Genomic DNA, 20,718 nt, shown 5'->3' on the forward strand with positions numbered 1-20,718 from the left:
TATTGAAAGTAGGTTCTCGGCGTCTGGCCGGTTGTGGGGATAGAAATATGCGCGTTCAAAACACTGCTCGAAATGATGTGGCACCGCTGAATGAACGATTGACGGTGGTGGTGATTTCCCACAACCGCAACGCCTACCTGCGGCGCACCTTGCAGTATTACAGCAGCTATCCCTGCCAGATCCTGGTGCTGGACTCTTCGCTGAAAATCGACGAGAACATCGCCCGTGATTACCCGATGGTTGATTACCGGCATCTGCCGCAATTCACCTATACCGGGTTGCAGGAAAAACTCGCCTTTGGCGTCAATCAGGTCACTACGCCGTACATGGTGCTGTCGGCCGACGATGATTTCCTGATTCACGACGCGGTGACCGAGTCCCTGGAGTTTCTGGAAGACAACGCCGACTACGGCATGTGCCACGGCTACGGGATCATGTACCTGGCGCGCGCCACGCAAGTGGATTATTTCCGCCGTGACCGCAAGGGGCCGGAAGATTACTGCTCGGATAACGCCCAAGAGCGCCTGATGCAATTCATGGGGCACTTCCTGCCGCCGTTCTACGCGGTCAGCCGTACCGAGTTGCTGCAGGACTGGCACAACACGTTACTGCCGGGCACCAGCTTCGAGTGGCAGGAAATCGGGCATGCCTATTACATGCTCGCGCGTGCCAAGGCGCGGATCCTGCCGATTCCGTTCGCTGTGCGGGAAATCACTTACGGTGCCACGGAGCACAACACCAACGTACTGACGGTGTTGACGCTCAAGGACGCCAAAACCGTTGCCGACCGCGAGCGCTTTGCCGAGTTTCTGGCGTCGCTACCGACCGGTATGAGCCACAAGACTCTGGCCGAGGGCAAGCAGGTTGCGCTGGACAGTTTCGCCACCATGGCTGACTGCCTGAGTAACACCCGCTCGCTCAAGGGAACGGCCATTTTCAATTCGGCCTGGCATAAAGCCGGCGAAGAGCCGGAGCGTCTGTTTGGTCAACTGCAATTTGTCGAGATGCCGTTCTATAACCAGCCGGTTTTCGATCTGCTGACTGAGTTCGAATTCCTTCTGCACACCATGCCTGCCGCCAATTATCAGTTGCAGGAACTGGAAGGCATTTTGCTCAAACAGCATGAGTTGATGCGCGTTCATCCCAACGACAACGAGCGCACTTTGCGCAGTCGTTTGTGGGAGGCCTTGAGCCTCTATGCGTTCAACCGCACGGTGGTTTCGCGTCTGGTCGAGTCGCTCAAGGGCACAGAAGAAGCGGAAGAAGGCCTCAAGCTGCAAGCCTGGGCAGACCGTCTGGCGTCGGTGCCGGCACAGGACGAACAATCGTTGTTCGAAAACATGCCGTCCGGGCGTCTGCTGAACTGGCTGGAGGCTCGCAACCCGGATGCCAAACAGCTCAAAGTGATTGCGGCGCAGCTGCGCAAACGCAATGGTGGCCCGCAGTTCGGCATCATGCTGTTGGATCTCGATGCGGACATGGTCAAGTTGCAGGCCACCTTCGACAGTCTGGCCGGAGGTCACTGCAAGGCGTTCAAAGTCGTGGTGTTCACCACCGGCGATTTGCCGGCGACCACCACGTCGCGTGACACTGTGCACTTCGTCAAAGTCACGGCCAACAACTACGTCGAACGCCTCAACCAGAGCGTTAACCAGTCCACCGCCGACTGGCTGGTACTGGCCGAGGCTGGTGATCAGTTCACCGCCAGTGGCCTGCTGCGCGCCAGCCTCGAACTGATGGGTGCCGAAGGCGTTCGTGCGGTGGCGATGGACGAAATCCAGCGCCAGGACAATGGTTCCCTGGCGGATGTGTTCCGTCCGGGCGTCAATCTTGATCTGCTGCAAACCGTGCCGTCGATGATGGCCCGGCACTGGTTGATCCAGCGTGACGTGTTGGTGGGCGCCGGTGGCTACTCGGCTGAATACATGTCGGCGCTGGAGTTCGACCTGCTGTTGCGCCTGATCGAAGACGGCGGGCTCGGTGGCCTGGCGCATCTGGCTGAGCCGCTGCTGATCTGCAATGCACCGTCCGCAGAGGAAAACCCTCACGAGCGTCAAACCCTGACCCGACACCTGACGGCCCGCGGCTACCGCGGTCAAGTCAGCTCCGAGCTGGCGCAGACCTGGCAGATCGATTACCAGCACAGCGAGCGGCCAAAGGTCTCGATCATCCTGCACAGCCAGGACAATTTGGAGACGCTGCAACGCGCCGTGGTCAGCGTGCTGCAACGTACCCGTTACCAGCAGCACGAAATTCTGATCGCCGACAATCACAGTCAGTCCGAAGAACTGGCAGCCTGGCTGTCCAGCCTGGACGGCAAGAGTGATCGCTTGCGCATATTGCGCACCGGTGAACGTCTGAGCGCCTCGGCGCTGCACAACTTCGCGGTCGCTGAAGCCAAGGGCAAGTATGTGGTGTTGATGTCGGCCCAGGTTGAAGTGGTCAACTCCAACTGGCTCGACAGTTTGCTGAACCAGGCCCAGCGTCCGGAAGTCGGGATCGTAGGCGCCAAACTGATGGATTTCCGTGGCGTCACCACGCAAGGCGGTCTGGTGCTGGGCTTTAATGGTGTGGTCGGTTCGGTGTTTGTCGGTGAGCGCAAAGACGCCAAGGGCTACATGAACGGCCACCAGGTCGAGCAGAACTACTCGGCCGTGTCCGGGGCTTGCATGATGATTCGCAAGGATCTGTATGAAGCCGTCGGTGGGCTGGACGAAGAACATTTCGATGAAGCGTTTGCCGACATCGACCTGTGCCTGAAAGCCGCAGACGCCGGTTACCTGATTGTCTGGTGCCCTCAAGCCCAGATGCTGCACCCGGGCCTGTTGCCGGATGCACCGCAAACGGCTGCCGCCCTGCAAGACAAGTGGCGCGCACGCTTCACTCAGGATGTGGCGTACAACCAGAACCTGGCCTTGACCGGCAAGGGCTTTACCCTCGGCGCAGCGTCCAGTGTGAACTGGGCGCAGTTGCTCGCTTAAGCCTGGCTGACAGGTACAAGGACTCAAGGCATGTTTAACGGTAAATCGATTTTCATCTCCGGCGGCACCGGCTCGTTCGGGCGCAATTTCATCCGTCGCCTGCTGGAGCAATACCAGCCCAAGCGCGTCGTCGTGTTCTCGCGCGACGAGCTCAAGCAGTACGAAATGCAGCAGACGTTCAATGCCCCGTGCATGCGCTACTTCCTGGGTGACGTGCGCGACGCCGACCGTTTGCGCCAGGCCATGCGCGGCATCGATTACGTGGTGCATGCCGCCGCCCTGAAACAAGTGCCGGCAGCCGAGTACAACCCGACCGAGTGCATCCGCACCAACGTCAACGGCGCAGAAAACATCATCGCCGCAGCGATCGATAACGGCGTGAAGAAAGTCGTGGCGTTGTCCACGGACAAGGCGGCCAGCCCGATCAACCTGTACGGCGCGACCAAGTTGCTGTCGGACAAACTGTTCGTTGCGGCCAACAACATTGCCGGCGAACAGCAAACCCGGTTCGCCGTGGTTCGCTACGGCAACGTTGCCGGTTCGCGGGGCTCGGTGGTGCCGTTTTTCAGCAAGCTGATCAACGAAGGCGCAACCGAACTGCCGATCACCGATGAGCGCATGACCCGCTTCTGGATCACCCTGGATCACGGCGTGCAGTTTGTACTCGACAGCTTCGCGCGCATGCACGGTGGTGAAGTGTTCGTGCCGAAGATCCCGTCGATCCGCATTGTCGATCTGGCGCTGGGCATGGCTGAACACTTGCCGCACAAGCACGTCGGGATTCGACCGGGTGAAAAACTCCATGAGCTGATGGTGCCGCTGGACGACGCGCGGATGACCCTGGAATTCGCCGACCACTACACGATTCAGCCATCAGTGCGCTTCACCAGCGTCGATGTGGATTTTGCCGTGGACAAGCTGGGTGAGCAGGGCAAGCCCGTGAGCGAAGACTTCGAGTACCGCTCTGACACCAATCCACATTTCTTGTCCGTGGGCCAGATCGCTGACCTGCACGCAGAGCTGCCGGCATGATTCCCTACGGTCGGCAAAGCCTCGATCAGGCAGACATCGACGCGGTGGTTGCCGTGTTGCAGTCTGACTGGCTCACGCAAGGGCCGACCATCGAGCGTTTCGAGCAGGCCATGGCCGAACGTTGCCAGGCCGATTTTGCCGTCGCGGTGTGCAACGCCACAGCGGCGCTGCACATTGCCTGTCTGGCGGCAGGGCTTGGGCCGGGTGACCGTTTGTGGACCACGCCGAACACCTTTTTGGCCTCGGCCAACTGCGGCCGTTATTGCGGTGCGGAGGTGGATTTCGTCGACATTGATCCGCTGACCTGGAACCTTGACACCCACGCCCTGAAAGCGAAACTGGAAACCGCTGAAGAGAACAATACGCTGCCTAAAGTGCTGGTGGCGGTAGCGTTCTCGGGTCAAAGCTGTGACATGCGCATGATCGCCGAACTGGCTGAGCGCTACGGTTTTACGGTCATCGAAGACGCTTCCCACGCGGTCGGCGCTTCCTACGCCGGGCGCCCGGTGGGCTGTGGTGAGTTTGCCGCCATGACGGTGTTCAGCTTCCATCCGGTCAAGATCATCACCAGTGCCGAAGGTGGCATGGTGCTGACCAATCGGCCGGAACTGGCCGAACGCTTGCAGCGTCTGCGCAGCCACGGCATGACCCGCGACCCGCAGCATATGACCGAGCCCAGCCACGGCCCCTGGTATTACCAACAAGTGGAACTGGGCTTCAATTACCGAATCACGGACCTGCAAGCAGCGCTGGGTTTGTCTCAGTTGAGCAAGCTCGACGGGTTTATCGAGCGTCGTCGTGAACTGGTGGCGCGTTATGAGCGTTTGCTGGCGCACCTGCCGCTGACCTTGCCCGGTATTCAGCCTGAGGCCGAGTCCGCATGGCATCTGTACGTCGTTCGCTTGCAGACAGATCGGATCAGTCTCAGCCATCGCCAAGTGTTCGAAGGGTTGCGAGCGGCCGGGGTTGGTGTGAACCTGCACTACATACCCGTGCATTTGCAGCCGTACTATCGTGACCTTGGATTTGCCGAGGGTGACTTCCCGCAAGCGGAGCGTTATTACGCCGAGGCCATCAGCCTGCCGCTGTTCCCCTTGCTAAGCGATGAGCAGCAAGATTATGTGGTCGAGCAATTGCGACGATTGACTGAGTAAACACTGCGAAAGCGGCTGATGAGAATGTGTGATGCGTGGACTGACCGAGCAGGAAAAATTCTGGCAGGGCGATTTTGGTAACCAGTACGTTGACCGCAACGTCGGGCAGCCGCTGGTGGCGGCTAACCTGGCGCTGTTTGCCAAGGCACTGACCCGGGCCGGGCGGATCGACAGCCTGGTGGAGCTGGGCACCAATGCCGGCAACAATTTGCAGGCGCTGCGTCAACTGTTGCCCCGGTGCGAGCTGTTTGGTGTGGAGATCAATGCCAGCGCCTGCACCCAGGCCCAGGCGTTGGACATTGCGCAGATCTGGCATGGATCGCTGTTCGACTTCCCCCGGACACGCCGCTATGACCTGACCTTGAGCAAGGGTGTGCTGATTCACTTGGCGCCCGAGCTGCTGCCCGCCGCCTATGCACAGTTGTATGAACTGAGCGAGCGTTACATCCTGATCGCCGAGTACTACAACCCGGCACCGGTGGAGGTGTCTTATCGCGGCAACAGCGGCAAGCTGTTCAAGCGCGATTTCGCCGGTGAAATGCTTGATCGTTACAGCGACCTGCAATTGCTGGACTATGGTTTTGGCTATCATCGCGACCCGCAATTCCCGGTGGATGACATCACTTGGTTTCTTCTGGAAAAACGTCCTTGAACAGCGTCGCGATCATCCCGGCCCGAGGCGGCAGCAAGCGTATCCCGCGCAAGAACCTCAAGCCGTTCGATGGCGTTCCGATGATTGCCCGCTCGATTCAAACCGCGCTCGATTCCGGTTTGTTCACTCAAGTCGTGGTCAGCACTGACGACGAGGAGATTGCCGAGCTGGCCCTGGCGTGCGGCGCTCAGGTGCCATTCATGCGGCCCGCAGAACTGGCTGATGACTACACCGGCACGGCGGCGGTGATTGCTCATGCCTTGCAAGCGTTACAGGGCCTGGATTTTGATTTTGCCTGTTGCATCTACGCCACTGCGCCACTGCTGCAAGCCCGGTTTTTGCAACAAGGGCTGGCGCTTCTGCAGCAGCACCCGGCCAAGTCTTTCGCGTTTTCGGTGTGCGATTTCGGTTTCCCGGTACAGCGTGCTTTAACCGTCGACGACCAAGGGGCCTTGACCGCGTTGTACCCAGAGTTTCGCAACACCCGTTCCCAGGACTTGCCGCCGGCCTATCAGGACGCCGGCCAGTTTTACTGGGGCCGCCGCGAGGCATGGTTGCGGGGCGACACCTTGTACTCGCCACAAAGCTTGCCGGTGATTCTGCCACGCTATCTGGTGCAGGACATCGACACCCCTGAAGACTGGAAACGCGCCGAATATTTGTACGCCGCGTTGAAAGCCGGCGGTGAATTGCAATGAGAGTGCTGATTCGTTCCRACGCCTCGCCGACTATTGGCAGCGGGCATATCGCCCGTTTGTTGCCACTGGCCAGAACCTTGCGCAAGCAGGGGGTGTACGTGGCGTTTGCGTGCCGGCGGCTGCCGGGACATCGGTTGGACATGCTGGCGGGCGAAGGCTTCGAAACCTTTGCGTTGCCCGATCGCTATCCCGATGAAGACCCGCAGCAAGCCATCGAGTCCATGCTGCCGTGGCAGGCCGACATCGACGCGTTGGCGCAGGCACTGGAAAACCAGGCGGTATTCGACTGGATCGTCGTCGATCACTATGGCCTCGACCATCACTGGCAGCGCGCAGCACGGCGCTGGGCGCCCCGGATTGCGGCCGTGGATGACCTCGCGACGCGCACCTACGATGTCGATCTGCTGCTCAATCAAAACCTGTCCGGTACACCTGAGGCTTACGCCTCGCTGCTATCGCCCGGTTGCCAGGCCTTGCTCGGCCCACGGTTTGCGATGCTGCGCGAAGAATTCAGCTGCCCGGCCATCGAGATCAAACCGCAGGCCAAACGCGTGCTGGTGAACTTCGGTGGTTTCGATGCCGCCATGCAGACTCACCATGCGATGTTGGCGCTGACGGATTTCCATGACTTGGAAGTCGATTTTGTTGCCGGTGCCGATAACCCGGCCTGGGAGCCAATGCAGGCGCTGGCGGCCAAGCGTCCGAACTGGCGATTGCACAGTTTCGTCAGCGACTTCTATCGGTTGATGACCGAAGCGGACCTGTTTATCGGAGCCGGTGGCGGCACCAGTTGGGAGCGGGCGGCCCTGGGGCTGCCGACGATTTGCATTGCCGTGTCGAATAATCAGCAGGCCAACGGCGAGGTGATGGCGACGGCGGGCGCCCATGTCTATCTGGGGCCTCGCGAGCAGGTCAGCGTTGAACAGTTGCGTCAGGCCATTGGCTTTGTCGCTGGCAATCAGGGGCTGCGCCAGAGTCTCGCGCAACATTCCCGGCAACTGGTCGATGGCCGGGGCGCGCAACGCGTGGCTGCCGCATTGGCCGGTGCTGTTTTGCAGATGCGCCCGGCGACACCGGCCGATGCCCGGTTGCTGTTCGAGGGGCGCAATGCCGAGGCCGTGCGACGCTGGTCGCTGGAGACCGGGGTCATCGACTGGCAATCGCATCAAAACTGGCTGACCGCCAGCTTGAGCAACGCCCAGCGCTTGTTGTTGATCGCCGAGGCGGATGACGGCCCGGTGGGTGTGCTGCGATATGACCGGCGCGGCGTTGAAGCCGAAGTCTCGATTTATCTGTTTGAAGGCCGTTTCGGGCAGGGCTGGGGCAGGGCGCTGCTGGCGCGGGGCGAAACGTTTGTGAAGGCCCACTGGCCGCCATTGCAGGTGATTACCGCCCAGGTAGTGCCGACCAATCAGCCGTCGCTGAAAGTCTTTCGCGAAGCCGGTTTTACCCAGAGTGCCTGCGCGTTTACGCGCGTTTTGAAGGATCACTGCAATGACTAGTTTCAAGATCGGCAACCGCTTGATCGGTGCGGATGCGCCACCCTTCATCATCGCTGAGATGAGTGGTAACCATAACCAGTCGCTGGACATGGCCTTACGCATCGTCGAAGCGGCGGCCAAGGCCGGCGCCCATGCCTTGAAACTGCAAACCTACACCGCTGAAACCATGACCCTGGATTTATCGGAAGGCGAGTTCTTCATCAAGGATCCAAACAGCCTGTGGGCTGGTTCTTCGTTGTATGCGTTGTACGAGAAGGCGCATACGCCGTGGGAATGGCATGCGCCGATTTTCGCCCGGGCCAAAGAGCTGGGGATGCTGGCCTTCTCCACGCCGTTTGATGACACCGCCGTCGACTTCCTTGAAAGCCTCGATGTGCCAGCGTACAAAATCGCCAGTTTTGAAAACACTGACCTGCCGCTGATTCGCCGGGTCGCCGCCACTGGCAAGCCATTGATCATCTCCACCGGCATGGCCAGCATCGCCGAGCTCGATGAAACCGTGCGTGCCGCCCGCGAGGCCGGTTGCAAGGACCTGATTCTGCTCAAGTGCACCAGCACGTATCCGGCGACACCGGCCAACAGCAACGTGCGCACGATTCCTCATCTGCGCGAATTGTTCGGTTGCCAGATCGGTTTGTCCGATCACTCCATGGGTGTCGGGGTGTCCGTGGCGGCGGTGGCGCTGGGGGCGACAGTGGTGGAGAAACATTTCACCCTCGACCGCGCGGCCGGTGGCGTAGACGCGAGTTTCTCGCTGGAACCGGCCGAACTCGAAAGCCTGGTGATCGAAACGGAACGCGCCTGGCAGGCGATGGGGCAGGTGCATTACGGCGTGACTGACGCCGAGCGCAAATCGCTGGTGTACCGCCGATCGCTGTATGTCACCCAGGACATGGCCGCCGGCGAGCCATTCACCACAGCCAACCTGCGAGCCATCCGTCCTGGCCTGGGGCTGGCCCCCAAACACGCTGAAACCCTTCTGGGCCGCCGCGCCCGCCACGCCATCACGCGTGGAACCCCGCTGGATTGGTCGCTGGTCGAATAACAGCTTATCGGGTTGATTCGGCAAATTAGCGTGACCTGCGAGTCATAACGCGCATCTTCACTGTATTGTATTAATCGGGAAGGTGGCGYCTGGCCTGCTTTTTGGCCCAGTGACAGCCTTTTATTCTTCCCGCCGTCGCCTTTTCGGGGCGACGTATTTCTCTGCTTGTCGGCGCCCCTCGAATCATTACGAGCGGTGGTATTGGGCTGTTTATTATTGGGAAGCCGTAATGATTGGCATAAAGAGCATTGCGAGCTACGTTCCTGTAGCCGGCATAGACAATTACGCACAAGGTGCAAAATTCGAGAAGGATGAAGAGTTCATCCTCGGCAAAATCGGTTCGGCTTTCTTGCCGCGCAAAGGCGACGGGCAAGAGACTTCGGACCTGTGCGTCGAAGCTGCCAACGCGCTGTTCGCCAATAACCCTGATTTGAAACGTGAAGCGATCGACGCGCTGATCGTGGTCACCCAGAACGGTGACGAAGAAGGCCTGCCACACACGGCGGCCATCGTTCAGGACAAATTGGGCCTGCCAACGACTGTGGCAGCGTTCGATATTTCCCTGGGCTGCTCCGGCTACGTCTATGGCATCTACGCGATCAAGGGCTTCATGGAAGCTGCGGGCCTGAAGAATGGCTTGCTGATCACCGCCGATCCGTACTCCAAGATCGTCGACCCGGAAGACCGTAACACCACCATGCTGTTCGGCGATGCCGCCACCGCGACCTGGATGGGCGAAAACGCCCCCTGGCAGTTGGGCAAGGCCAAGTTCGGCACCGACGGTTCTGGTGCTCCGCACCTGAAAGTGACCGATGGCGTGTTCTTCATGAACGGTCGTCAGGTGTTCAACTTTGCGTTGCTCAAAGTTCCGGCGCATTTGCATGAGCTGCTGACCGATTCGCAACTGACCGCCGACGACATCGATGCCTTCTGCATTCACCAGGGCAGTGCGGCGATTGTCGACGCCGTGGCACGCCGCTTCGAAGGCGAGCCGGAGAAGTTCATCAAGGACATGGTCGAGACCGGCAATACCGTGTCGTCGAGCATTCCGTTGCTGCTGGAAAAACATGTACTGGATTCCAGCTGGAAGCGTGTCGCACTGAGTGGTTTCGGTGTTGGATTGTCATGGGGTTCGGCGATTCTTTATCGCCCGTGACGGCGGCGCTTCAGTCATAGAAAGCCAGACACAAAAATAGCGCTCAAGGTGTAATCTTGAGCGCTATTTTTTTGCCCGAACGAAAAGCGAGGCTGCATGAGCGAGTTCTTTGAGCGCAACGTCGACGTCATCCAGCAGCGTTGGCCGGCACTGGCTGTGCGTTTGCTGGTTGAAGACACGAGCCTGTTGCAGGCTGATCTGGTGGAAGGCCTGGGTTCGACGTTGAGCATCAACGGCATTCAATTGACCAGCCGCCACGATCGCACTCGCGAGGCCAGGGTCCAGGCCGATAGCTTGCCCGTCGACAGTGCGGTGCTGCATGTCTACGGCACCGGGCTTGGCGATCTGCAGGTCGAGTTGCTTGAGCGCGCCAGTCTGCAGCGATTGTATGTGCACATTCTCAATGGCGCGGTGTTTGCGCTGGTGTTGCAGTTGCTCGAACAACATCAATGGCTCAGCGACCCTCGCGTCGAGCTGTTGTATGCCGGCGACCTGGCGGAAATCCAACTGCCGTTTTTTGCCTTGCCGTCCGAGCTGGTGCTGGCGGATGACTTCAATGCCAAGATCCGCGACCGGTTGATCAGCGAAACTCATCTGACGTTCAATAATCGTGAGTTCAACCCGCAGTCGCCTGAGATCATCGAACGCTTGCAGGCCTGTTTGCCGCTCGCGACCGCCGATGCCGACGTGGCTGAACTGTTTGGCTCGCAAGCGGGGCGGGAGGTCTTTGTGATTGCCACCGGCCCAAGCCTGGAGCAGCACTTCGATACGTTGCGCGCGATTCGCGGGCAGGAAGGACGGCCGTTGTTCATTTGCGTCGATACCGCTTACCGACCCTTGCTTAAACACGGGATTCACCCGGATATAGTGGTCAGCATCGATCAACGCATCTCGGCTCGCCATCTGCCTTCTGAAGATTCGGCCGGCATTCGCCTGGTGTACATGCCCATGCTGGACCCGTTGGTACTTCAAGCCTGGCAGGGGGCGCGGTATGCCGCTTACTCCACCAGCCCCATCTACCAATCGTTGCGCGAACAATTGCCCAAGGGCGAGTTGTATGTCGGTGGCAGCGTGATTCATCCGGCGGCAGACCTGGCGGTGAAAATGGGAGCGGCGCAGATCACGCTGTTTGGCGCCGATTTCGCCTTCCCCGGCGACAAGACCCACGCCGGCTGGAACGATGGCGATCTGGGGCCGCAACTGGGCGCGGCCAAGCACTGGGTGCTGGATGGTCACGGTCAGCGGATCAAGACGCAGCTCAACTTCCGCAGCTACTTGTGTGAGCTGGAGCGGTTTATTGCCGGCCATCCGCAGGTGCGCTTCTATAACAGCAGCCGGGCAGGGGCGACTATCGTCGGGACCACGTTTCATCCGGAGTTTGCGTCATGAGCGTTCGTGAGTCCTTCATTGCCAAGGCGCAACACTGCGCCACCTTGTTCCGTCTGGGGAGTGACGTCGAAGCCGGAATAGAGATGACCGACCTGGTCGGTGAGGTCCACCCGGCATTCGATTCGGCGTCGCAGCAAGCGCAGCAGCAGTGGGTATCTCTKCTCGGCCAGCTGTCTGCGTGTCAGGAAGCGCAGAACTGGCTCGCACTGGCCGATTATCTGGAATACGAACTGGTCGAGTTGTTGACCGAAAGCCTGTCCATTTAAGCAATTTTCTCTTCTTTCGGTGCCGGCGAACGCTCGCCAATCTGTCGCCGACGTTTCCCTGACGTCATTTTTTCGCAATCAAATCGTTGCCAACCCCTTGATTTGTGGGGGGTGGCAACGTGATGGCAAATATTTTTGAAAATCCCCTAAAGCAAGTTGCATTGGCGACGATAACTATTACGAAGGTTCTCTAGGCCATACCCGGCGGTTGCCAGGGCCGGAAGCCGCAGTACCCAACCAACGAGGAATTCGTCATGGCTTTAACTGTAAACACCAACACCACGTCGTTGAACGTTCAGAAAAACCTGAACCGCGCTTCCGATGCCCTGTCGACTTCGATGTCCCGCCTGTCTTCCGGCCTGAAAATCAACAGCGCTAAAGACGACGCCGCCGGCCTGCAGATCGCTACCCGTATGACCTCGCAAATCCGCGGTCAGAACATGGCGATCAAAAACGCCAACGACGGTATCTCGATCGCTCAGACCGCTGAAGGCGCGATGCAGGAATCGACCAACATTCTGCAGCGTATGCGTGAACTGGCTGTTCAGGCACGAAACGACTCGAACGGTACTGCTGACCGCACCGCTCTGAACAAAGAGTTCATGGCTCTGTCGGACGAAGTGACTCGTATCGCCCAGTCGACCAACCTGAACGGCAAAAACCTGATCGACGGCACCGCCGGCACCATGACCTTCCAGGTTGGTTCCAACAGCGGTACTGCTAACCAGATCACTCTGACTCTGGCCAGCGGCTTCGACGCAACAACTCTGTCCGTTAACTCGGCTGCCCTGCAGATCACTGGTAACAGCTCGGCTACTGCTCAGGCTTCGTTCACCGCTGCTGTGACCAAGATCGACGCTGCTCTGGCAACAATCAACGCCAGCCGTGCTGACCTGGGTGCTGCACAAAACCGTCTGACCAGCACCATCTCCAACCTGCAGAACATCAACGAAAACGCCGAAGCTGCTCGTGGTCGCGTACAAGACACCGACTTCGCTTCTGAAACTGCACAGCTGACCAAGCAACAAACTCTGCAACAAGCTTCCACCGCAGTTCTGGCTCAGGCCAACCAACTGCCATCCGCTGTACTGAAACTGCTTCAGTAATAGCTGATTGAGTTTTGGCGAGGGGTGCGCGCTGTTGGCGCCCTCTCGCTTTTTCACTTTTAGAGGTGATGGACATGGATATGAGCGTGAAGCTGAACTTGTCTTATCCGGCGGCCAAGCAGGCGACGACCGTTGCCGATAAGCCTGCGGAAAAGCCTCGAGCGGAGCCCGCGAAAGTGGTCGACGTCAAGGGCGCGCGCCAGACTGCCCAGACTGAACAGGACAAGCTGAAGATGGCTGTCGAGGAAATTGAAAAGTTCGTTCAGTCGGTCAAGCGTAACCTGGAATTCTCGATTGATGAGCCTTCCGGGCAAGTGGTTGTGAAAGTCATTGCCAGTGAGTCGGGTGAGGTGGTTCGCCAGATCCCCAACGAAGAAGTCCTGAAGCTGGCCAATAGTTTGAATGATGCAAGCAGCTTGTTGTTCAGCGCTAAAGCCTGACAGCTGGCACGAATTTTGTTGCTATGTTCTTTTGGGCGTTGTAGTGGTCAAAAGACCGGCGACACACTGAAGGGAGTTCCACATGGCAAGTCCAATTTTACCGGGCACGGGTTTAGGTTCAGGTATTGATACCGGTGCTATCGTCAAGGCCTTGGTGAACGCTGACAAAGCGGCCAAGCAAGGTCAGATCGACCGTGGGACCACTACCAATACCGCGAGCATCTCTGGGATCGGTACCCTGAAGTCGCTTCTGGCCACGTTCCAGAAAGCGCTCGCCGATCTGGGCAGCACGACAACCCCTCAGTTCACGGGGTATGCGGCCACGTCGTCCGACGCCAAGGTGCTGACCGCCACGTCCAGTAACACGGCTGTTGCCGGCAACTACGTCGTCAACGTCACCAGTCTTGCCACTGCGTCCAAAGTAGCCTCTGCGGCATTTGCCGGCGGTGCGACCAGTGCGATCACTCCGGGCACGCTGACCATTACTCAGAACGGCACCAGCTACCCTGTTACCGTCGGTGCGGGCGCCACGCTGCAATCGGTGCGTGACTCGATCAACAGCCAGTACCAGGCCAGTGGTCTGAGCGCCAACATCGTGACCGACAGTTTCGGTTCCCGCCTGGTGTTGGGCTCTACCACGACCGGTGCAGGTTCTGATATCTCTGCCAGCGGCATTGCGGAACTGGCAATCAACGGGTCGCTCCCAATGGGCGCCACCCCGACGGCGACGTCTTCGGGTGCCATTAGTGCCCTTGCCAAGGATGCGGTGTTCTCGGTCGACGGTCTGGCAATGACCAGCAAGTCCAATACCATCGACAAGACGATCTCTGGTCTGAGTCTGAACCTGGTCGCCGTAGGTACATCGACTGTAACCGTCGCTTCCAACAACGATGGTCTGAAAGCGTCGATCCAGAAGTTTGTCGACGCCTACAACGCAGTCGCCAACGCTGTGACCTCGCTGACCAAGCCGTCCCTGGACGACGATGGCAAGCCAACCGTACCGGCTGCGCTGACCGGTGACCCGATGCCTCGTGCCCTGTTGGCGGCCATTCGTGGTCCATTGTCCCAGACCGGTGCCGGCGACAAGCTGACTGTTCTGTCGCAGCTGGGGATCAACACCGACCAGAAAACCGGTGCGTTGACCTTTGATGGCACCAAGTTCACCGCTGCCATGAACGACAAGAAGCTTGGTGGCGAGGTTCAGACCCTGTTTACCGGTACTAACGGTCTGCTTGAGCGCATGAACAATGTGATCAAGCCCTACACCGATACCGGTGGCATTATCGACACACGCACCGCCAACCTGAATAAAACCAAAACCAAGCTGACCGCCGATCAGGCTGATTTGGATCGTCGAGTCGAAACGCTGACCGCTCTATTGACTAAAAAGTACAACGACATGGATTCCCTCGTTGGTAAATTGAAGGCGACAGCCAGCAATATCACCAGCATGTTCGATGCCATGGCTGCTCAGCAGAAGAACTCGTAACACCCAAAACGCCAAAAGCCCGGCAGCGTTTTCAAGCGCTCCGGGCTTTTTGCATTTGAATCTAAAGTTTTTTGACGCGTCGTCGATACACTGGTTAGACGAACACAGAATTTTGATGAGGTACAACATGAATCCAATGTTAGCCCTTCGCCAGTACCAGAAGATTGGCGCTCAAGCGCAAACTTCCGAAGCCAGTCCTCATCGACTGGTGCAGATGCTGATGGAAGGTGGCCTGGATCGTATTGCCCAGGCCAAAGGCGCGATGGAGCGTAAAGACATTCCGAACAAAGGCATTCTGATTGGCAAGGCCATCGGCATCATCGGTGGTTTGCGTGAAGGCCTGGACCTCGAAAACTCCATCGAAACGGTCGGTGAACTGGACAATCTATACACCTACATGATGAAGCGTCTGGCAGAAGCCAATATTAAGACTGATCCGAAGATTCTCGACGAAGTCTCTGATTTGCTTCGTACTGTCAAAGACGGTTGGGATGGTATCGCCGCACCTGTTCCGCAGTTTTAAGGAGGTCGCCATGAGTCTTGTATTGCAGCGAATCGAACACACCCGCGAAGCCCTGGTCGGTGCATTGGCCGAGCGTAATTGGGAGGCCATCGGTGAGTTGGACCTGGCGTGCCGGTCCTGCATGGAAGACGTCTTGAGTGAAGCGTCGGTGGACGAGGCCGCGTTGCGCGACAATCTTGAGGAGTTGCTTGGGGTGTACAAGCAGCTTCTTGAGGCGGCGACGGGGGAGAGGCAAGCGATAGTCGACGAGATGTCGCAGATCCATCAAGCACAGAACGCGGCAAAGGTTTACCATCTGTTCGGTTAATTAATCCTCAGTTAATCCAATGATAGTGCGCCATAAATTTGACTGTGCACGGTTTTTTGACTTAACTAGTGGCTGGTTCCAGATTTCAGACGTTTACAGGCAGAATGTGTCTGCAAGCGTCTAGCTTGCCCCATCATTTTTGGGCATTGAGTTGACTAGGGAAGTTGCTATTGCATGTGGCGTGAAACCAAAATTCTGCTGATTGATGACGATAGCGTCCGTCGCCGCGACCTGGCGGTGATTTTAAATTTTCTTGGCGAAGAAAATTTACCCTGTGGTAGCCATGACTGGCAGCAGGCTGTCGGCTCTTTGTCATCAAGTCGTGAAGTGATCTGTGTCCTCATCGGGACGGTCAATGCTCCTGGCGCACTTACGGGCTTGTTAAAGACACTCGCAACCTGGGATGAGTTCCTTCCGGTTTTGTTAATGGGCGATAATTCTTCCGTTGACCTGCCAGAAGACCAGCGTCGCCGGGTACTTTCGACCCTCGAAATGCCACCCAGCTACAGCAAATTGCTCGATTCGCTGCACCGTGCCCAGGTCTATCGCGAGATGTACGACCAGGCTCGCGAGCGCGGTCGTCACCGTGAACCCAATCTGTTCCGCAGCCTTGTCGGCACCAGCCGGGCGATTCAACACGTCCGTCAGATGATGCAGCAAGTGGCCGACACCGACGCCAGCGTGCTGATCCTCGGTGAGTCCGGCACTGGCAAGGAAGTGGTTGCGCGCAACTTGCATTACCACTCCAAGCGCCGTGATGCGCCATTCGTTCCAGTCAACTGTGGGGCGATCCCGGCCGAGTTGCTGGAAAGCGAATTGTTCGGTCATGAGAAAGGTGCCTTCACCGGGGCGATCACCAGCCGTGCCGGGCGTTTCGAACTGGCCAATGGCGGTACGCTGTTCCTCGATGAAATCGGCGACATGCCGCTGCCGATGCAGGTCAAGCTGTTGCGCGTGCTGCAGGAACGCACTTTCGAGCGCGTGGGCAGCAACAAGACCCAGAGCGTCGACGTGCGCATCATTGCCGCGACCCACAAGAATCTCGAAAGCATGATCGAGATCGGCACGTTCCGCGAAGACTTGTACTACCGCCTGAATGTGTTCCCGATCGAAATGGCGCCGCTGCGCGAACGCGTCGAAGACATTCCGTTGCTGATGAACGAGTTGATCTCGCGCATGGAGCACGAGAAGCGCGGTTCGATCCGTTTCAACTCCGCCGCGATCATGTCGCTGTGCCGTCACGGTTGGCCGGGCAACGTCCGCGAGCTCGCCAACCTGGTGGAGCGTATGGCGATCATGCACCCGTACGGGGTAATCGGCGTCGTCGAGTTGCCGAAGAAATTCCGCTACGTCGATGACGAAGACGAGCAACTGGTCGACAGCTTGCGCAGCGAGCTTGAAGAGCGGGTGGCCATCAATGGTCATACCCCGGACTTCACCGCCAATGCCATGCTGCCGCCGGAAGGCCTGGACCTGAAGGACTACCTCGGTGGTCTGGAGCAGGGCCTGATTCAGCAGGCGCTGGATGATGCCAATGGCATCGTTGCACGCGCGGCTGAACGCCTGCGTATTCGTCGCACCACGCTGGTGGAAAAGATGCGCAAGTACGGCATGAGCCGTCGTGACGGTGATGAACAGGCGGATGATTGACGCCTGTTTTTCAAGTCCTTCATATTTGGGCGGTTTTTTTTAGGCACGGGTATTGCTAAGTCCCTCGCAACGTTCCGTTTAACTGACGGTCAGCCAAGCGAGAGAGCACGATGCCCCAAGCCGCCCAGATGTCTCCTGTCCCTGACACCTCGGGGCAACTGTCGTCCGTAGAGCAGGCAAACCGGCCAGGCCTTGAGCAGGCCTTTGCACTGTTCAGTCAGATGTCGAGCCAATTGACCGATTCCTACAGCATGCTTGAAGCTCGGGTCACTGAGCTCAAGGGCGAGCTGGCCGTGGTCAGTGCCCAGCGCATGCAAGAGCTGGCGGAAAAAGAACGCCTGGCTAATCGTCTGCAAAACCTCCTCGATCTATTGCCCGGCGGCGTCATCGTTATCGATGCCCAAGGCATCGTGCGCGAAGCCAACCCGGCGGCTTGCGAATTGCTTGGGTTGCCTCTGGAAGGAGAGCTGTGGCGCCATGTCATCGCCCGTTGCTTCGCGCCTCGCGAAGACGACGGTCACGAAGTTTCGCTAAAGGACGGTCGCCGTCTGTCGATCGCCACTCGCTCGCTTGATGCTGAGCCGGGGCAGTTGGTGTTGCTCAACGACCTGACTGAAACCCGCCACCTGCAAGATCAACTGGCCCGTCATGAGCGATTGTCTTCCCTGGGTCGAATGGTTGCCTCGCTGGCTCATCAAATTCGTACGCCGTTGTCGGCCGCTCTGCTTTACGCCAGTCACTTGACTGAGCAGGAACTCCCCGTCGCAACGCAGCAACGTTTTGCCGGTCGCCTGAAAGAGCGCTTGCATGAGTTGGAGCATCAGGTTCGCGACATGCTGGTGTTCGCGCGTGGGGAGTTACCGTTGACCGATCGCCTCACGCCCGGGCAGCTGATGCGGTCGCTGCAAGCGGCGGCATTGACCCATGTTCAGGATTTGCCGGTGCGTTGGCAGTGCGACAGTCACGCCGGAGAGTTGCTGTGCAATCGCGACACGCTGATTGGGGCGATCCTCAATCTGATCGAGAATGCGATTCAGGCGAGTGCCGGCGATGTCCGTTTGAAGGTTCACTTTTATACCCGTGAAAACAACCTGCGCGTGTGCGTCAGCGACAGTGGCAGTGGCATCGACAGCAAAGTGCTGGCGCGTCTGGGGGAGCCGTTCTTTACCACCAAGACCACCGGAACCGGCCTGGGCCTGACCGTGGTCAAGGCGGTAGCGCGTGCGCATCAGGGAGAATTGCAGCTGCACTCGCGGCCCGGGCGCGGTACGTGTGCGCAAGTGATCCTGCCGCTGTTTTCGGGTGAAAAGCGCAATGCTCAGGGAGCGAAGTGAAGGGCATGACAATCAAGGTTCTGCTGGTCGAAGATGACCGCGCGCTGCGCGAAGCGTTGGCCGATACGCTGATGTTGGCGGGTCACGACTACAAGGCAGTCGGCTCGGCCGAGGATGCGTTGGCGGCTGTGGCTGTCGAGGCGTTCAATCTGGTCATCAGTGACGTCAACATGCCGGGCATGGACGGGCATCAACTGCTTGGCTTGCTTCGGGCGCGTCAGCCGCAATTACCGGTGCTGCTGATGACGGCTCATGGCGCCGTCGAGCGGGCGGTCGATGCAATGCGCCAGGGCGCGGCGGATTATTTGGTCAAGCCGTTCGAACCCAAGGCATTGCTTGATTTGGTGGCGCGGCATGCGCTGGGCAATCTCGGTACGGCCGAGGGCGAAGGCCCGGTGGCGTTCGAGCCGGCCAGTGCGCAATTGCTGGAATTAGCCGCCAGAGTGGCGCGCAGTGATTCCACGGTGTTGATCTCTGGCGAATCGGGCACGGGTAAAGAAGTGTTGGCGCGCTACATTCACCAGCATTCCCATCGCGCCAGTCAGCCGTTCATTGCGATCAACTGTGCGGCGATTCCCGACAACATGCTCGAAGCCACGTTGTTCGGTCACGAAAAAGGTTCGTTCACTGGCGCCATCGCGGCGCAGGCTGGCAAGTTCGAACAGGCTGACGGCGGCACGATTCTGCTCGACGAAATTTCCGAAATGCCCCTTGGACTTCAAGCCAAGTTGCTGCGTGTTTTGCAGGAGCGCGAAGTCGAGCGGGTGGGCGCACGCAAAACGATCACGCTCGACATCCGAGTGGTGGCCACCACCAACCGGGATCTGGCCGGTGAGGTGGCGGCGGGGCGTTTTCGTGAAGACCTTTACTATCGGCTGTCGGTGTTTCCGCTGGCCTGGCGTCCGCTGCGCGAACGCACCGCCGACATCCTGCCGCTGGCCGAGCGCCTTCTGGCCAAGCACGTCAATAAAATGAAGCATGCCGCGGCGAAGCTGTCGCCCGAGGCGCAGGCCTGCCTGATGGGATATCCGTGGCCGGGCAACGTGCGGGAGCTGGATAATGCGATCCAGCGTGCCTTGATTTTGCAGCAGGGTGGTTTGATTCAGCCGCAGGATTTCTGCCTGTCCGGGCCGGTCGCCTGCGCGCCGTTGCCTGCAATGGCGCCGGTGCAGGTGCGTGCGGTGGAGGTTGATGCTGAATCGGCTGGCGCTTTGGGTGATGACCTGCGTCGCCGCGAGTACCAGATGATCGTCGACACCTTGCGTTCCGAGCGCGGCCGTCGCAAAGAGGCCGCCGAACGACTGGGCATCAGCCCGCGCACCTTGCGCTACAAGCTGGCGCAGATGCGCGACGCCGGCATGGACGTCGAAGCTTACTTGTTCGCCACCGGATCCCTGTAGCAGCTGGCGAAGCCTGCGTCCGGCTGCGTAGCAGTCGTAAAGCCTGAGTACTCGATTTTCCTGAAACACCGCATTGACTGATTTTACGACTGCTGCGCAGCCGGACGCAGGCTGCGCCAGCTGCTACAGATAGCGTTACAGGTTGTGAGGATGCGGTTTTGTTTGGAGTGGCCACGGAGCTGGCACCCTTGTTGCTAACACCTCACTACCCGCCGAGTGAGTGTCAAAAAATTGCGGGTCGCCAATGAGAGTAGACCATGAGCCAAGGTATTGAATTTAATCGGTTGATGCTGGATATGCGTTCCATGCAAATGGATGCCATGTCTGCGCCGAAATCGACTGCCGCAGTCCCTGAATTGGGTGGCAGCAGCTTTTCCGACATGCTCGGTCAGGCCGTCAATAAAGTGAACGACACCCAGCAGGCGTCCAATCAGTTGGCCAGTGCCTTCGAGATCGGCAAGAGCGGCGTCGACCTGACGGACGTAATGATCTCCTCGCAGAAGGCCAGCGTGTCTTTCCAGGCGTTGACGCAAGTGCGCAACAAGCTGGTTCAGGCTTACCAAGACATCATGCAGATGCCGGTTTAAGGACGAA

Annotated in this window: 19 protein-coding genes; all 19 read left to right on the top strand. The window is 58.7% G+C overall.

Going from position 1 to position 20,718, the window contains the following annotated elements; genetic code table 11:
* The first annotated feature begins 47 nt into the window (after positions 1-47).
* The 19 genes from AC1D2P_RS05670 to fliE all read left to right on the top strand — a co-directional run bounded on the left by AC1D2P_RS05670 (position 48) and on the right by fliE (position 20,711).
* Complete coding sequence (locus tag AC1D2P_RS05670) at positions 48-2,981, top strand: TIGR00180 family glycosyltransferase (RefSeq protein WP_477758171.1); 2,934 nt, start codon at positions 48-50, stop codon at positions 2,979-2,981.
* Between the two features lie 30 nt (positions 2,982-3,011).
* A complete protein-coding gene (pseB, locus tag AC1D2P_RS05675) occupies positions 3,012-4,013 on the top strand; it encodes a UDP-N-acetylglucosamine 4,6-dehydratase (inverting) (RefSeq protein WP_109786398.1) in 1,002 nt (333 codons plus the stop codon).
* The gene (pseC, locus tag AC1D2P_RS05680; RefSeq protein WP_109786399.1) at positions 4,010-5,167 is read left to right on the top strand and encodes a UDP-4-amino-4,6-dideoxy-N-acetyl-beta-L-altrosamine transaminase; all 1,158 of its coding nucleotides are present in this window, start codon (positions 4,010-4,012) and stop codon (positions 5,165-5,167) included. Before pseB ends, pseC begins: the two co-directional genes overlap by 4 nt.
* Before the next feature lie 31 nt (positions 5,168-5,198).
* Complete coding sequence (locus AC1D2P_RS05685; protein ID WP_109786400.1) at positions 5,199-5,819, top strand: pseudaminic acid biosynthesis-associated methylase; 621 nt, start codon at positions 5,199-5,201, stop codon at positions 5,817-5,819.
* The gene (gene pseF / locus AC1D2P_RS05690; RefSeq protein WP_109786401.1) at positions 5,816-6,517 is read left to right on the top strand and encodes a pseudaminic acid cytidylyltransferase; all 702 of its coding nucleotides are present in this window, start codon (positions 5,816-5,818) and stop codon (positions 6,515-6,517) included. Before AC1D2P_RS05685 ends, pseF begins: the two co-directional genes overlap by 4 nt.
* On the top strand, positions 6,514-8,019 hold the full coding sequence (gene pseG, locus AC1D2P_RS05695; protein ID WP_477811341.1) for a UDP-2,4-diacetamido-2,4,6-trideoxy-beta-L-altropyranose hydrolase: 1,506 nt from the start codon (positions 6,514-6,516) through the stop codon (positions 8,017-8,019). The genes pseF and pseG overlap by 4 nt, the downstream gene beginning before the upstream one ends.
* Positions 8,012-9,064, top strand: a complete 1,053-nt coding sequence (pseI, locus tag AC1D2P_RS05700; RefSeq protein WP_223522582.1) for a pseudaminic acid synthase — start codon at positions 8,012-8,014, stop codon at positions 9,062-9,064. Before pseG ends, pseI begins: the two co-directional genes overlap by 8 nt.
* 229 nt (positions 9,065-9,293) lie before the next feature.
* Complete coding sequence (locus AC1D2P_RS05705; protein WP_109786403.1) at positions 9,294-10,220, top strand: ketoacyl-ACP synthase III; 927 nt, start codon at positions 9,294-9,296, stop codon at positions 10,218-10,220.
* A gap of 96 nt (positions 10,221-10,316) precedes the next feature.
* On the top strand, positions 10,317-11,609 hold the full coding sequence (locus AC1D2P_RS05710) for a motility associated factor glycosyltransferase family protein (RefSeq protein WP_477758170.1): 1,293 nt from the start codon (positions 10,317-10,319) through the stop codon (positions 11,607-11,609).
* Positions 11,606-11,875: a hypothetical protein gene (locus tag AC1D2P_RS05715; RefSeq protein ID WP_109786405.1), complete on the top strand. Its 270-nt coding sequence runs from the start codon at positions 11,606-11,608 to the stop codon at positions 11,873-11,875. Before AC1D2P_RS05710 ends, AC1D2P_RS05715 begins: the two co-directional genes overlap by 4 nt.
* Positions 11,876-12,129: 254 nt before the next feature.
* Entirely contained in the window at positions 12,130-12,981 is an 852-nt protein-coding gene (locus tag AC1D2P_RS05720; protein ID WP_109786406.1) for a flagellin domain-containing protein, read from the top strand.
* A gap of 74 nt (positions 12,982-13,055) precedes the next feature.
* Positions 13,056-13,421 (top strand): flagellar protein FlaG, encoded by a 366-nt coding sequence (locus AC1D2P_RS05725; RefSeq protein WP_477758169.1) that lies wholly within the window; start codon positions 13,056-13,058, stop codon positions 13,419-13,421.
* A gap of 82 nt (positions 13,422-13,503) precedes the next feature.
* Positions 13,504-14,910 (top strand): flagellar filament capping protein FliD, encoded by a 1,407-nt coding sequence (gene fliD / locus AC1D2P_RS05730; protein WP_109786408.1) that lies wholly within the window; start codon positions 13,504-13,506, stop codon positions 14,908-14,910.
* 127 nt (positions 14,911-15,037) lie between these two features.
* Complete coding sequence (fliS, locus tag AC1D2P_RS05735) at positions 15,038-15,433, top strand: flagellar export chaperone FliS (RefSeq protein ID WP_046032822.1); 396 nt, start codon at positions 15,038-15,040, stop codon at positions 15,431-15,433.
* Positions 15,434-15,443: 10 nt separating this feature from the next.
* Positions 15,444-15,740: a flagellar protein FliT gene (fliT, locus tag AC1D2P_RS05740; protein ID WP_046032823.1), complete on the top strand. Its 297-nt coding sequence runs from the start codon at positions 15,444-15,446 to the stop codon at positions 15,738-15,740.
* Positions 15,741-15,914: 174 nt separating this feature from the next.
* A complete protein-coding gene (locus tag AC1D2P_RS05745) occupies positions 15,915-17,390 on the top strand; it encodes a sigma-54 dependent transcriptional regulator (RefSeq protein ID WP_046032824.1) in 1,476 nt (491 codons plus the stop codon).
* A 128-nt stretch (positions 17,391-17,518) separates the two neighbouring features.
* A complete protein-coding gene (locus tag AC1D2P_RS05750) occupies positions 17,519-18,724 on the top strand; it encodes a sensor histidine kinase (protein WP_477758189.1) in 1,206 nt (401 codons plus the stop codon).
* 5 nt (positions 18,725-18,729) lie between these two features.
* Positions 18,730-20,124: a sigma-54-dependent transcriptional regulator gene (locus AC1D2P_RS05755; protein ID WP_477758168.1), complete on the top strand. Its 1,395-nt coding sequence runs from the start codon at positions 18,730-18,732 to the stop codon at positions 20,122-20,124.
* A 257-nt stretch (positions 20,125-20,381) separates the two neighbouring features.
* Positions 20,382-20,711, top strand: coding sequence for a flagellar hook-basal body complex protein FliE (fliE, locus tag AC1D2P_RS05760; RefSeq protein WP_008072611.1), 330 nt, complete (start codon positions 20,382-20,384; stop codon positions 20,709-20,711).
* The last annotated feature ends 7 nt before the right edge of the window (positions 20,712-20,718 follow it).

The organism is Pseudomonas sp. P1_F1_2 (genome assembly GCF_056405815.1).